Genomic DNA, 16,069 nt, shown 5'->3' with positions numbered 1-16,069 from the left:
GGGGCCGGCAGCGCCTTCCGGTCCAGCTTCCCACTCGGGGACAGCGGGAAGGCCGGGAGGACGACGAAGGCCGAGGGCACCATGAAGGTGGGCAAGCGCGTCGACAGGAAGTCCTTCAATCCACTCGTGTCGGCGGACGGAGTGGACTGGGTGACGTAGGCGACGAGGCGCTGGTCGCCCGGGGAGTCCTCGCGCACGAGGACCACGGCCTCTCGCACCGAGGCGTGTGACAGCAGCGCCGCCTCGATGTCTCCCAGTTCAATCCGGAAGCCTCTGAGCTTCACCTGGAAGTCCGAGCGGCCCAGGTACTCCAACGTCCCATCCGCCAGCCACCTCGCCACGTCTCCGGTGCGGTACAGCCGCGCCTCGGGCACCTGCGAGTACACGTCCGGCACGAAGCGCTCCGCCGTCAGCTGCGGCCGCCTCCAGTACCCCAGCCCCACCTGCACACCGCCGATGAAGAGCTCTCCGGGCACTCCCACCGGCGTCGGCTGGCCCTGCGCGTCCAGCACGTACAGCCGCGTGTTCGCTACAGGCCGCCCAATCGGAATGCTCGTGCGCGGAGTGCCTCGCGCGCAGTGGAAGTACGAGACGTCCACCGCCGCCTCCGTCGGGCCGTAGAGGTTGTGCACCTCCGCTCCAGACGGCAGCCGCGCGTGCGCCTTCGCCACCAGCTCCGCCGTCAGCGCCTCGCCGCTGCACACCACCCGCCGCAGGTGGCCCAGCCCTTCAATGCCTGGCTCCTCCAGGAAGGCTCGCAGCATCGACGGCACGAAGTGCACCGTCGTCACTCGCTCGTCCCGCAGCAGCTTCGCCAGGTACGCCGGGTCCTGGTGCCCTCCCGGCTTCGCCACCACCAGCCTCGCCCCCGTCAGCAGCGGCCAGAAGAACTCCCACACCGACACGTCGAAGCTGAACGGTGTCTTCTGCACCACCGTGTCCGCTGCCGTCAGCCCGTACTCCTGCTGCATCCACATGAGTCGGTTGACGATGCCCGCGTGCGCGTTCATCGCCCCCTTCGGACGGCCCGTCGAGCCGGACGTGAAGATGACGTACGCCAGTGAGTCCGCGCCTCCCACCGGAGTGGGTGCAGTCACAGGCTGACGGGCCACCGTGGCCCACTCCGTGTCCAGGCTCACCACTCGCGAGCCGTGCGTCGGCAGCACCGACTTCAGCTTCTCGTGCGTGACGAGGACGGGCGCGTCCGCGTCCTCCAGCATCCCCGCCAGGCGCTCCCTCGGGTATGCCGGGTCCAGCGGCACGTAGGCCGCTCCCGACTTGAGCACTCCCAGCAGCGCCACCACCAACTCCAACGAGCGCTCCAGGCACACGCCCACCAGCACCCCGGGCTTGGCTCCCAGCGTGCGCAGGTGGTGGGCCAACTGGTTCGCCCGTGCATCCAGCTGCGCGTAGGTGAGGGTGCTTCCCTCGAAGCGGACCGCCTCCGCCTCCGGTGTGCGTCGCACCTGCGCCTCGATGAGCGCGTGCAGCGTCGCCTCCGTCGGGTACGCCTCCGTCCTCCCCTGGAAACCCACCAACACCTGCTGCCGCTCCTCCTCGCCCATCAGCGGGAGGTCGGCGATGGGGCTCCGGGCATCACGAACCACTGCCTCCAGCAGGACGCGGAAGTGCTGTCCCAGTCGCTCGGCGGACGCGGCCGAGAACAGGTCGAGGCTGTACTCCAGCGCGCCATCGAGCCCGCCATCCGGCTGCTCCATCATCGACATCGTGAGGTCGAGTCGCGCCGTGTTCGTCGTGGTCTTGAGCACGTCCACGCGGACACCCGGAAGCGCGGGAGGCTGCATGGGGGCGTTCTGGAGCGCGAACATGACCTGGATGAGCGGGGACCTGCGGCCCTCGCGCTCGCCACCGAGCGCCTCCACGAGCTGGTCGAACGGCACGTCCTGATGGACGTACGCGGCCAGGGACTCCTCTCGGACGCGAGACACGAGCTCGCTGAACGTCGGGTTGCCATCCACGCGGGCGCGCAGCACCAGCGTGTTGACGAAGAAGCCGATGAGCGGCTCCAGCTCGGACCGGGTGCGCTGCGCCACGGGGCTGCCGACGCAGAAGTCCTGCTGCCCCGAGTAGCGGGACAACAGCACCTCGAACGCCGCGAGCAGGACCATGAACAGCGTGGCCCCTTCCTTCCGCGCCAGCGTCTCCAGCTCCGCCACCAGCTCCGGCGGCAGCGTGAAGAAGTGGCTGCCTCCCCGAATCGTGCGGGTCGCCGGACGGACGGTGTCCGCGGGCAGCTCCAGCGCGGGCGCGCCGGTGAAGCGGGCACGCAGGCCCTCGAGCTGCGTCTGGATGCCCTCCGACTTCACCCACTCGCGCTGCCATGCCGCGAAGTCCGCGTACTGTACGGGCAGCTCGGGCAGGGGCACGGACTGACCCTCCGCGAGCGCCTCGTAGATGGACGCCACCTCATGCACCAGAACGCCCATGGACCAACCGTCCGAGACGATGTGGTGCATGCACAGCAGCAGGACATGCTCGGTCGCGGACGTGCGCACCAGCACCGTGCGCAGCAACGGCCCGGTCTGGAGATCGAACCGGTGATGCGCCTCCTCGGACATCCGGGTACGCAGCGCCGATTCACGCGCGGACTCTGGCAGCATGCTCAGGTCCACCACGGGCAACAGCCACTGATTCGGCGCGGACTGGATGCGCTGGAACGGCACACCCTCCCGTGCACCGAAGGTCGTCCGCAGCACCTCGTGACGGCGCACGAGCGTCGCGAACGTCTGCGTCAGCACCTCGACATCGGGCGCGCCCGTCATCCGCAGCGCCACGGGGACGTTGTAGACGGCCTGTCCCGGCTGGAGCTGCTCCAGGAGCCACAGGCGCTGCTGCGCGAACGACAGGGGCAACACCTCGTCGCGAGCCACCGACACCAGCGGCGGCATCTGCGTCCGGGACGCCTTCAGCATCAGCTCCTCGAGGTGTCGCGCGAGGCCGGCCAGCGTCGGGGCCTCGAACAACACGCGCAGCGGCAGGTCCACGCCCAGCAGCGCGCGCACCCGGGTCACCAGCTGCGTGGCCAGGAGCGAGTGACCTCCCAGCTCGAAGAAGTCGTCGTCCGGGCCAATCCGGTCCACCTTCAACACCTCGCGGAACAGCGCCGCGAGCTGCTGCTGGAGGAGAGGCAGGGAGTCCTCGGAGACGGTCGTCGTCGAGCCGAGCTCCGGCGCGGGCAGCGCCTTGCGGTCCACCTTGCCGTTGGGCGACAGGGGCAGCGCCTGGAGCGCGACGAACGCGGTGGGCACCAGGTACTCCGGCAGCTGACGCCGCAGGTGCTCACGCAGCGCTCCCGTCTCCAGTGACTCCGGCACCACGTAGGCCACCAGGCGCTTGTCGCCGGGCGAGTCCTCGCGCACCACCACCGTGGCCTCGACCACTCCCGCGTGGGCGCGGAGCGTGGCCTCGATTTCTCCCAGCTCGATACGGAAGCCACGCACCTTCACCTGGAAGTCCGTGCGGCCCAGGAAGCGCAGCGTGCCGTCCTCCGCCCAGCGCACGCGGTCACCGGAGCGGTACAGCCGCGCCCCCGGCGTCGTCGAGAAGGGGTGGGGGACGAAGCGCTCCGCGGTGAGGGAGGGCTGGCCCAGGTAGCCGCGCGCGAGGCCATCGCCACCGATGAACAGCTCGCCCGGCACACCCACGGGCACGGGCTGCATCGACTCGTCCAGGACGAAGACCTGGGTGTTCCCGATGGGGCGACCGATGGGCACGGACAGGCCCACGTCGTCACCCGGGGACATCCGGTGGCAGGCCGTGAACGTCGTGCCCTCCGTGGGGCCGTAGCCGTTCACCAGCCCCTGGCCACTCGCCAGTCGCTCGCGCACTCGCGGCGCGGGCAGCACGTCACCACCCGCGAGCAACTGACGCACGCCAGCGAGCGCCTCCGGCTGATGCTGCTGCATCTGGTCGAACAGCGCCGCCGTGAGCCAGAGCAGTGAGACCTGGTGACGGACGAGGGCCTCGCCCAGCTCCTTCAGGTCCGGCGTCGCCTGCGGGTAGATGACCAGCCGGCCGCCGAACAGCAGCGCGCCCCACAGCTCCAGCGTGGACGCATCGAAGGCCAGCGGCGCGAGCTGGAGGACCACCTCCTTGGGCCCCAGGTCCACGAAGCGCGCACCGGTGAGCAGGCGGATGACGCCTCGGTGCGGGATGGCCACGCCCTTGGGAGTGCCCGTGGAGCCCGACGTGTATGAGACGTACGCCAGGTGGTCCGGAGCGAGGTCCGCGCTCACCGCGTGCGTGGGCCTGCGCGCGATGGCGCTCCATTCGGAGTCCAGGCTCACCAGGAACTGCGAGCCCGCGGGCAGCTCGTCCTCCAGCGAGGACTGCGTGAGCACCGCCACCACGCCCGAGTCCTCGAAGAGGAACGCCAGGCGCTGCGCCGGATACGACGGGTCCAGCGGCACGTAGCAGCCGCCGACCTTGAGGATGCCCAGCACCCCCACGACCATCTCCAGCCCGCGATGCAGGCACACGCCCACGCGGGACTCGACGCCCAGGCCCAGGGCGCGGAGGTGATGTGCGAGCTGGTTCGAGCGTTCATCGAGCTGCGCGTACGTGAGCGTCTGCCCCTCGAACTCCACCGCCACGGCCGACGGACTCCGAGCCACCTGCGCGGCGAACAGCGCGGGAATCGTCGCCACGGCCGGCAGGTCCACGTGGGTGTCGTTCCACGCGCGCAGGAGCGTCTCGCGCTCCTCGCCGCGCATCAGCGGGAGCTGGCTGAGCCGCTGCTCCAAGCCGCCCCGGGCCAGGGCCCCGAGCACCACGCCCAGGTGGTCCGCCATCCGGCGGATGGTCGCCTCGGTGAACAAGTCGGTGCTGTACTCGAGCTGTCCCTCCAGCGCGCCGTCGCGCTCCATCAGCGAGAGCGTGAGGTCGTAGCGCGCCGTCCGGGTCGCGCTCGGCAGCAGGTCCACCTGCACACCCGACAGCGACGGGGCGCGCATGGGCGTGTTCTGGAGCACGAACAGCGTCTGGAACAGCGGCGTGCGGGACAGGTCTCGCTCACCGCCGAGGGCCTCGACGACCCGCTCGAAGGGCACGTCCTGGTGCGCGAAGGCGGCCAGGGCCACGTCCTTGACCTGCTGGACCATGGTCGCGACGGTGGGGTCCTCGTGCCACTGGAAGCGCAGCGGGACGGTGTTGACGAAGAAGCCGATCAACCCCTCCAGCTCAGGCCGCTCGCGGTGGCCCACCGTCGTCCCGGTGGTGAAATCCCGCTGCCCCGAGTACCGCGCCAGCAGCGCCTGCCAGCCCGTCATCAACACCATGAAGAGCGTCGCGCCCCGCGCGCGTCCCAGGGACTCCAGCCCCGTCACGAGGTCCGCGGGCAGCCGGAAGGCGTGCATCGCGCCCTGGTAGCTGCGCGTAGCAGGCCGCGAGTGGTCCGTGGGCAGCTCCAGCACGGGAGCCCCTTCGAGCCGCGAGCGCCACCACTCGACCTGCGCGCCCACCGTCGCTCCATCCAGCACCCGACGCTGCCACGCCGCGAAGTCCGCGTACTGCACGGGCAGCTCCGGCAGCGCGGGCGCCTTGTCTTCCAGGAGCGCGGTGTACAGCTCGGCGATCTCCCGAATCAGCACGTCCACGGACCAGCCGTCCGAGACGATGTGATGCATGCACAGCAGCAGGATGTGCTCCCGCGCGCCCAGCTTCAGCAGGGCGGTGCGCAGCAGCGGACCGTGCTCCAGGTCGAAGGGACGGTGGGCCTCTTCGACGATGCGACGCTCGGAGGCGGCCTCGCCCGCGGAGGACTCCAGCGCGCTCAGGTCCTCGACCTCCAACGCCCAGTGCTCGGGCGCGGCGTGGATGCGCTGCACGGGGCTTCCGTCGTGGGACGTGAAGGTGGTGCGCAGCGACTCGTGCCGTTGAGCCACGCCACGGAAGGCCCGGCGGAGCACGTCCACCTGGAGCGGTCCGCGCAGTCTCAGCGCCGCGGGCATGTTGAACGCCACGAGGCCCGGCTGGAGCTGGTCCATGAACCACAGCCGCTGCTGAGCGAACGACAGCTCCAGCGCGCCCGCCTCACGGGATACGGGCACCAGGGGCGGCAGCTCGGACACGGGAGACGCGGCGGACAGGTGCTCGGCGAGCCGCGCCACGGTGGGGGCCTCGAAGAACGCGCGCAGGGACAGCGACGTCCCCAGCCGGGCGCGCAGGCGCGTCACCACCTGGGTGGCGAGCAGCGAGTGGCCACCGAGCAGGAAGAAGTCGTCCTGTCGGCCCACGCGCTCCACGCGCAGCACCTCGCGGAAGAGGTCCGCGAGCTGTCGCTCCAAGTCAGTCCGGGGCTCCTCGAAGTCCGCCGCGCCCGACGTGAAGTGCGGCGCGGGCAGGGCCTTGCGGTCGACCTTGCCGTGGGACGTCTGGGGCAGGGCGGCGAGCGTGACGAACGCGCTCGGCACCATGTACTCGGGCACGTGGCTCCGCAGGTGGACACGCAGTGCCTCCACGTCCACGGTGGCGGGCGCGACATAGGCCACCAGGCGCTTGTCGCCGGGCGCGTCCTCTCTCACCACCACCGCGACCTCGGCGACTCCGGCGTGGGCACGCAGGAGGGACTCCACCTCGCCCAGCTCGATGCGGAAGCCGCGTACCTTCACCTGGAAGTCGATGCGCCCCAGGAACTCGAGCGTCCCGTCCTGGCGCCAGCGCACCCGGTCTCCCGAGCGGTAGAGCCGCTCACCCGGCGTGGTGGCGAAGGGATGCGGCACGAAGCGCTCCGCGGTGAGCGCGGGCTGCCCCTGGTAACCCCGAGCGAGACCCGGGCCGCCGATGAACAGCTCGCCCGGAACACCCACGGGCACCGCACGCAGGTGTGCATCCAGCACGTAGACCTGCGTGTTGGCCAGCGGGCGACCGATGGGGATGGAGTCGCCCGGAACGTCACCCGGGTTCAGCGTGTGCTGCGTGGCGACGACGGTGGCCTCGGTGGGACCGTAGCCGTTGATGATGGAGCGGCCCTGCGCCAGTCGCGCCTGGACGCGAGGCGCGGGCAGCACGTCGCCACCGACGACGAGTCGCCGCACCTGGGCCAGGGCCTCCGGCTGGTGCTGCTGCATGACGTCGAACAAGGCCGTTGCCAGGACGGCCGCGTTCACCTTGCGCTCGATGATGAGGCTCGCCAGCTCCGCCACCTCGGGCGTGTGCGCCGGGTAGACGACGAGCCGCGCGCCGAACGCCAGCGTGGTCCACACCTCCAAGGCGTGCGGATCGAACGTGGGCGCGCAGACCTGGAGGACGATGTCCTCCGGCCCCGTGGCCATGCGCAGCCCCTGGGCCAGCCGGAGCACCGCGCGATGCGAGACGGCCACGCCCTTGGGCAGGCCGGTGGAGCCGGAGGTGTACGTGACGTACGCGAGCTGGTCCGGGCTCGCGGGGACCGAGACCGGGTCCGTGGACTGGCGCGCGATGACGCTCCAGTCCGAGTCCAGCCGGACACGCGAGCGGGCCGGGAGCACCTCGGAGAAGGCGTCCACGGTGAGCACCGAGGAGAGCCCCGCGTCCGCGAGGACATGGGCCAGTCGCTGCTCGGGCCACGTCGGGTCCATGGGCACGTAGCTGCCCCCGGCCTTCAGGACGCCGAGCATGCCCACGATGAGCTCCAGCCCTCGCGTCAGGCACAGGCCCACGCGAGGCTCCATGCCCAACCCCAGGGACAAGAGGTGTCGGGCCAGCTGGTTCGAGCGAGCGTCGAGCTGTCCGTAGGTGAGCACCTGCGCCCCGGCCTCCACTGCCACGGCGTCAGGAGCCGCCCGGGCCCGCGCGGCGACGAGCGCGTGCAGCGTGGTCTCGGGCGCGGCTTCGGCGACACGGGTGTCGTTCCAGTCGACGAGCACCTGGCGACGCTCGGCCTCGGACATCAGCGGCAGCGCCGAGAGCCGGCTGCGCGAGTCCTCGACGATTCCCTGGAGCAAGCGCTGGAAGTGCTCGACCAGTCGAGCGGCCGTGTCCGGGGTGAAGAGGTCCAGGCTGTATTCGAGCTGTCCTTCCAGCGTTCCCTGGCGCTCCATCAACGAGACGGTGACGTCGAACCTGGACGTGTCCGTCGCGGTGGGCAGCAGCTCCACGCTCAGGCCCGGGAGGGACGGAGGCTGGAGCGGCGCGTTCTGGAGCACGAACACCGTCTGGAACACGGGCGTGCGGGACAAGTCCCTCGCGCCGCCCAGCGCCTCGACGAGGCTGTCGAAGGGCACGTCCTGGTGCGCGAAGGCCGCGAGCGACTCCTCGCGGACCCGGCCCAGCAGCTCCAGGAAGGTCGGGTCACCCTCCAGTCGCGCGCGCAGGGCCAGCGTGTTCACGAAGAAGCCGATGAGGCCCTCGAGCTCCGGACGCGAGCGGTGCGCCACCGGCGTGCCCACGCTGAAGTCCGTCTGGCCCGAGTAGCGCGACAGCAGCGTCTGCCAGCCCGCGAGCAGCACCATGAACAGCGTGGAGCCCTCGGCCTGGGCCAGCTTCTCCAGGCGGGAGACCAGGGCCTGCGGCAACGAGAAGAACCGCGTCGCGCCGCGCGAGGTCCGCACCGCGGGACGCGAGTGGTCCGTGGGCAGCTCCAACACGGGAGTGCCCTGGACATGGGTGCGCCACCCTTCGAGCTGGGTCCTCGCGGCGTCGCCCTCCAGGACGCGCCGCTGCCAGGCCGCGTAGTCGGCGTACTGGACCGGGAGCGTCGGGAGCGACGACTCACGCCCCTGCGAGAAGGCCGCGTAGAGCAGCGCCACCTCGCGCACCAGCACGCCCATGGACCAGCCGTCCGAGACGATGTGGTGCATGCACAGCGACAGCAGATGCTCCTCGGCGCCGAGCCGCAACAGGGCCGTGCGCAGCAGCGGGCCGTGCTCCAGGTCGAACGGGTGATGCGCCTCCTCGGAGAGCCGCTGCTTCACCGCGGCCTCTCGCGCGGAGGGCTCGAGCGCGCTCAGGTCCTCGACGGCCAGCGCCCAGGCGTCCGGCGCGGGGTGGACCCGCTGCACCGGCTGGGCGTCCTGGGTGGCGAAGGTGGTGCGCAGCGGCTCGTGCCGACGGACCACCTCCGCGAAGGTGCGGCGGAGGACCTCGACATCGAGACGTCCCGACAGCCGCAGGGCCACGGGGATGTTGTACGCGGCCTGTCCCGGCTGGAGCTGCTCCAGGAACCACAGGCGCTGCTGCGCGAACGACACCGCCAGGGCCTCGTCCGTGCGCGCGATGCGCTCCAGGGGCTCCGGCCGTGCCTCCGCGGGCGCGCCCTGCAGGGGCGCGAGACGCTCGGCGAGGCGCTCGACGGTGGGGGCCTCGAAGAGGACTCGCAGGGACAGGGAGACGCCGAGCTGCGCGCGCAGTCGGGTCACCACCTGGGTGGCGAGCAGCGAGTGCCCGCCGAGCGCGAAGAAGTCATCGCGCGCGCCCACGCGGGAGTGGCCGAGCACCTCCGAGAAGATGCGGGCGACGGTCTCCTCCATCGGAGTCCGCGGCGCCAGGTACTCGTCCTCGATGACCGAGCGGTCCGCTTCCGGCGCGGGCAGCGCGCCACGGTTGACCTTCCCGCTGGGCGTCAGCGGCAGGGACGGCAGCACGACGAACGCCGACGGCACCATGTGCGGCGGCAGGCGCTCCGTGAGGGCCTGACGGATGCGCGCGAGCTCACGCGCGCTCCGGGCCCCGCGCATCGGGTCGTTCGCCAGCGCGGCGACGGGACGCGGGTCCTCATCGGACGTGAGGTCGAAGAGCGCGGGCTCGCCCGTGCGGGTGAAGACCACGTCCAGCGCGCCGTTCGAGTGCGCGCCCGCCCAGCTCACCTTGACGTCGTAGCCGAGCACTCCGCCCAGCGCGTAGAGGTCCTCCGGCTCCACGCCGCGCGAACCGGGCCAGTCGCGGAGCACCTCGCGCAGCGCGGCCACGTGGGGCGGACGACCCGAGCCGGACAGCAGCTCGACCAGCCGGGTGTCATCGAGGATGCGCGCGTTCGGCAGGCCTCGCACCGCGAGCATCGTCGGCCGGGCCTCCAGCTTCTGGCGCAGCGACTCCAGCGACAGCTGGCTGCCGTCCGTCCAATCGGGGCGCGGGAGCGAGGTGGCCTCGCCGACGTGGAGGATGACCTCGTAGCGGAAGCGGCTCAGCTCGTTGTCGTAGCGGCCATGCTTGGGCAGGACCTCCACGCGGGAGATGCCGGGCAGGCGCGTGGTCAACGACGTGAAGAACGTGGGCGAGAGGACCAGCTCCTCCTCGGCCATCACGTCGCGCTGCACGCGGTACTGGAGCTGCGCGGTGGACAGGTTCGGAGGCGCGCGGTGCAGCCGCACCGAGGCGCGGAAGGCCTCCAGCACCTCCAGGTTGCGCACGTCGCCCAGGAAGATGCGGCCCCCGGGCTTGAGCACCGCCACCGCGCCCTTGAGCACCTGGAGCAGGTAGTCGCCGCTCGGGAAGTACTGGATGACGGAGTTCAGGATGACGGTGTCGAACGAGCGAGGCTCGATGCCCGACAGGTCGTCCGCCGTGCGGTGCAGCAGGTGGACCGAGCGCAGCGACTCCCCGAGCCGCTCCTTCTGACGCTCGATGCGGTCCAGCGCGGGGCGCGCGAAGTCCACGCCCCAGTACGCCTCGCAGCGGGGGGCCAGCCGGTACAGGAGCAGACCCGTTCCACAGCCCAGCTCGAGCACGCGTCGGGGACGCAGGGACAGGATCTGTCGGACGGTGGTGTCCACCCACTCGCGCATCTGCGGCGCCGGGAGCGGGCCTCCGGTGTAGCTGTCGTTCCAGCCGGAGATGTCGAAGGTGGCGTCCTCGCTGCGCTCACCTTGCGTGTACGTCTCGTCGTAGACGGCCTTCCACTGCGCGGTCTGCTCCACGCTCGCCGAGGTGTCCAGGTCGCCCAGGACGACGTACGCGGCCAGCCGCTTGTCCCCGGGCGTGTCCTCGCGGGCCATCACCACCGCCTCGCGGACCGAGGGGTGGGTGCTCAGCGCGGACTCGATCTCCCCCAGCTCGATGCGGAAGCCGCGGATCTTCACCTGGTTGTCGATGCGGCCCAGGTACTCGAGGTCGCCGTTGGCCAGGCGCCGCGCCAGGTCGCCCGCGCGGTACAGCTTGCGCCCACGCACGGCGCCGAAGCGGTCCTCCACGAAGCGGGCGGCGGTGAGCTCGGGTCGCCGCAGGTAGCCGCGCGCCACGCCCGCGCCCCCCACGTGAATCTCACCCGGGACCCCCACGGGCACCGGCTGTCCGGAGGAATCCAGCAGGTAGATTTGGAGGTCCGGAATCGGGCGGCCGATGACGCTGGACCACGGGCGGTCGACGTCCGCCATCCGCACGGGACGGTAGGTGACGTGCACCGTGGTCTCGGTGATGCCGTACATGTTGACGAGCGTCGGCTGCTCGTCGCCGTGCCGCTCGAACCAGGGACGCAGCGCGGCCATGTCCAGCGCTTCACCGCCGAAGATGACGTAGCGCAGGGACAGCGTCGCGACCGGTCCTCGCGCCGCGGCCTGCTGCTCGGCGTGGATGAGCTGCCGGAACGCGGTGGGTGTCTGGTTGAGGACGGTGACCTGCTCGTCGGCGAGCAGTCGGTGGAACGCCTCGGGCGAGCGGCTCACCCAGTACGGCACCACCACCAGTCGGCCGCCGTACAGGAGCGCGCCCCAGAGCTCCCACACGGAGAAGTCGAACGCGTACGAGTGGAACAGCGTCCACACGTCCTCGGGCCCGAAGTGGAACCACGCCTCCGTGGCGGTGAAGAGGCGCACGACGTTGTCGTGGCGCACCATCACGCCCTTGGGACGACCCGTGGAGCCGGAGGTGTAGATGACGTAGGCCAGGTCGCTCGGCGCATTGCAGCGCGGCGGACGGGGGGCGGAGCCCGAGACGTCCGCGTCCGTGTCCATGCGAATCACGGCAGCGCTGCCTTGCGCGGGGATGCGGTCCTCCAGCGACGACTGCGTGATGAGGACCGGGGCCTGCGCGTCCTCCAGCATGAACGCGAGGTTCTCGCGGGGGTAGGACGGGTCCAGCGGGAGGTAGGCACCGCCGGCCTTGAGGATGCCGAGCAGGGCCACCACCAGGTCCAGCCCGCGCTCCAGGCACACGCCCACCAGGACATCCGGGCCCACGCCGTGGCGCAGCAGCACCTGGGCCAGACGGTTCGCGCGTCCGTCCAGCTCGCGGTACGTGAGGCGCGTGGACTCGAAGGTGACGGCGATGGCGTCGGGTGAGCGGTCCACCTGCGCCTCGAAGCGCTCCACCAGCGTGCCGTCGCTTGGCGCTTCGGCGTGGGGGTTCCAGGCGTGGAGGACGTGCTGACGCTCGGCCTCCGTCATCAGGGGCAGCTCGGCGATGCGCTGCTCGGGGGCTTCCGCCATCGCGCCGACCACGACCTCGAGGTGGCCCAGCAGGCGGTCGATGGTCTCCGCGTCGAAGAGGTCCGCCGCGTACTTGCAGCCGATGAGCAGGCCCTCGGGGCGGTGGACGGCCTCGAAGGTGAGGTCCAGTTCGGTGGTGCGGTTGTCCAGCAGCGACACGTCCAGCGTGAGCCCCTGGCCCACGGCCAGGTCACGGGGGATGTCGTAGTCGTCGAGGACGAAGGCGACGTTGTACAGCTCGCGCCGCTGTGAGCCGGGCTGCACGGCCGCGAGCACGTGGTCGAACGGGCAATGCGAGTGCGCGAGCGCGCCCAGGGTGCTCTGCTTCACGGCGGAGAGCAGCCCCTTCACGGTGGCCTCGGTCGGCAGGCGGACGCGCAGGGGGATGAAGTTGGTGCAGTCGCCCATCAGCTCGCGGATGCCCGGGACCTCGCGGCCGGAGACCGCGGAGCCGAGCACGAAGTCGGACTGTCCGCTCCAGCGGTGGAGCACGGTGGACAGCGCGGTGACCACGCTCATGAACGGGGTGACGCCTTCACGGCGGCCCAGCGCGTGGAGCTTCGTCATCAGCGCGGCGGGCAGCAGCCGTGAGCGGCGGGCACCGTGGAACGACAGGCGCTGGGGGCGAGGACGGTCCGAGGGGAGCGCGAGCAGGGACGGCGCCTCCGCGAGCGCCTGCTTCCACCACGTCAGCTCCTTGCGCAGGGCCTTGGGGGTGAGGTGCTCGTGCTGCCACACCGCGAAGTCCGCGTACTGGAGCGTGGGCGCGGGCAGAGGAGAAGGCTGTCCCTGGGTGAACGCAACGAGCAGGGTCGCGAGCTCCCGGGCCATCAGGCCGATGGACCAGCCATCCGCGACCAGGTGGTGCACGGAGACGACGAGGGCGTGGTCCTCCTCCGCGAAGCGGACCAGGGTGAAGCGGAGCAACGGCCCCGTCGCGGGGTCCATCGGGCGCTGACCATCGCGCACGGCCACCGCGTCGAGCACGGAGGCCCGGTCCGCGACATCCTCCGCCTCCGCGATGACCGTCTCGAGGGCGACGGAGGTGGGGGCGTGGACGTGCTGGGTGAGCACGCCGTCCTTCGCGGTGAGCGTGGTCCGCAGGACGTCATGGCGGCGGACCAGCTCGTTCAGCGCACGCTCCAGGGCCTGCGTATCGAGCGGCCCACGCAGCGAGAAGGCGAGGGGGATGTGGTAGGCGGTCGACGCCGGCTCGAGCTGCTGGATGAACCAGAGGCGCTGCTGCGCGAAGGACGCGGGGTGGTCTCCCGGGGCGGAGCCTCCTCGTGCCACGGGCCCCGGACGCGAGTCCGTGCCGCCCTGGCCGGCCTTGAGGACCTCCGAAATGAGGCCCTGGAGGCTCACGTCCTGGAGCAGCGTGGCCGCGGAGACCCGTACACCCAGGCGCTTCTCGATGCGGGACTGCAGGTCCGCCGCACCGAGCGAATCCATGCCCAATCGCGTCAGCGGCGCATCCGCGTCGAGTGCCGACGATGCCCCACCCAGCACGGCGGAGATCTCCTCGCGCAGCGCACGCTCCAGCTCCGCTGCTGACACCGAGGACGACGCGGCGACCGCACCTGCCCGCGCCAGCGAAGAGCCCGCGTCCGTGCGGCTGACAGAACCCGATTCATTGAGGGAGGGTCCGCCGTGCGAAGGCACGCTCGAGGCGCTCGCATCCGCTCTCCCCGTGGCGCCCGACGCTGCGATGGTGGACGAAGCGGCGCCTCCGGCCGAGGGCACACCGGACGCGGAGGACTCCACGGAGCCCGAAGCCACGATAGCGGACGACGCGGCGTCTCCAGTCGAGGGCACACCGGACGCGGAAGGCACGTCGTCGCGCGTCGGCGCAGAGGGCGCATCGCGTGCCGGAGTCGACGGAGCCCCCAGGTCCGAGCGCCACAGCACGGTCAGCTCGCCCGAGGCGAGCCCCGCGCGGCACGCGTAACGCTGGATCTTCCCACTCGACGTCTTCGGAACGGCGCCCGGCGGCAGCAGCGCCACGGTCCTCGGCTGGACCTCCAGCTCCCGCGCAATCGCCTGACGCACGGCATCCGCCACGGCCGTCAGCGCCTCGGCATCCTTCGACTCGGCCAGCTCGCGCGCCACCTCGGCCACCACCTCGAGCGCCTCGCCCTCCGACGTCTCCACCCCGAACGCCGCCACGCCCCCGGGCCGTACGCGTCGATGCGCGCGCTCGATGACCGCCTCCACGTCCTGCGGGTACAGGTTGCGTCCCCGCAGGATGATGAGGTCCTTGCGGCGCCCCGTGACGACGAGCTGCTCGTCCTCGAGCAGCAGCCCCAGGTCCCCCGTCCGCAGGAACGAGGGCCCATCCTCCGCCCCCACGGGCCGCGCCTGGAACGTCTCCCGGGACTGCTCCGGCTTGCGCCAGTACCCCTGCGCGACACTCCCACCGGACACCCAGATTTCGCCCACCTCGCCCCGAGCGCGCGGCACCCGCGTCTCCGGGTCCACGATGAGCAGGCGCTGCTCGGCCAGCGTCGCGCCGCAGCTCACGTGCGCACGCACCCCCGCCGCATCCGAGGCCACCCGCACCGCGCTCCCACGCGACAGCGCCGCATCCTCCAGATGATGCACGCGCGGCACGCGGCCCTTCTCCTCGCCCGTGACGATGAGCGTGCCTTCCGCCAGGCCGTAGCAGGGATAGAACGCCTCGCGACGGAAGCCCGCCGGCGCGAACACCTCCGCGAAGCGCTCCAGCGTGGCGGCGCGAATCGGCTCCGCGCCGCAGAACGCCACCTCCCACGCGCTCAGGTCGAGCGCCTTCACCTCATCCGGCGTCGCCCGTCGCGCGCACAACTCGAACGCGAAGTTCGGTCCGCCACTCACCGTCCCGCGGAACCGGGACACCGCCTCCAGCCACCGCATGGGGCGCTGGAGGAACGACATCGGTGACATCAGCGTCACGGTGAAGCCGCCGTACAGCGGCTGGAGGATGCCGCCAATCAACCCCATGTCGTGGTACGGCGGCAGCCAGATGACGCCCACGCTGTCGCGGCGCACCTGGAACGCCCCGGAGATGAGCCCCAGGTTGTGCAGCAGGTTCGCGTGGGACAGCATCACGCCCTTGGGCGTCCCCGTGGAGCCGGACGTGTACTGGAGGAACGCCAGCGCATCGGGGCCCACGTCGGGCTCCCTCCACGTGTCCTCCGGGCCCTCGGGCAGGTCGTCGGTGGACAACCACTGGAGCGCCCGGAAGTCCGGCGCCTGCTCGAACACGAAGTCCGCGAGCCCCAGGATGCCCGACGTCGTCAGCACCACCGTGGCCTGCGCATCGTCGATGATGGCGCGCAGGCGGGGGAGGGTGCGCTCCAGGCGCGTCGGATCCGGGGGATAGGCGGGCACCGCCACCGCACCCGCGTACAGACACCCGAAGAAACCCGCGAGGTAGTCGAGCCCCGGTGGATAGAGCAGCAGCACGCGCTGCCCCACCGCGCCACGGGACTGCAACACCGCGGCAATCCGCCGCGCCTGGCGGTCCAGCTCGTACGCCGTCAGCGAGGCTTCGTCGCCGTCCGACTCTCCCAGGAACGTGTAGAGCGGCTGGCGCGACGACTCTCCAACTGCGCGCACACGGAGAGCGTCATTCAGGATTCGGTAGGGAGCGTGCATGGGGTGTGGGGCTCGTCGGGGCTGTTTTCGGCCGGCGGCTTAATAACAGGCGAGCCCGACAATCGCGGCCCACA

At 71.3% G+C, this 16,069-nt stretch carries 1 protein-coding gene; it reads right to left on the bottom strand.

Annotated features, from left to right (window positions below):
* A partial coding sequence (locus FL311_RS06525) for a non-ribosomal peptide synthase/polyketide synthase (protein WP_194869084.1) occupies nt 1-15,956 on the bottom strand: 15,956 nt, incomplete at its 3' end.
* Nucleotides 15,957-16,069 lie beyond the last annotated feature (113 nt).

The sequence above is a fragment of the Myxococcus sp. AB025B genome, assembly GCF_006518215.1.
In the GTDB taxonomy this organism is placed as follows: domain Bacteria; phylum Myxococcota; class Myxococcia; order Myxococcales; family Myxococcaceae; genus Myxococcus; species Myxococcus fulvus.
The sequence above is the reverse complement of the archived record's forward strand: the minus strand, read 5'-3'. Positions and strand labels throughout refer to the sequence as shown.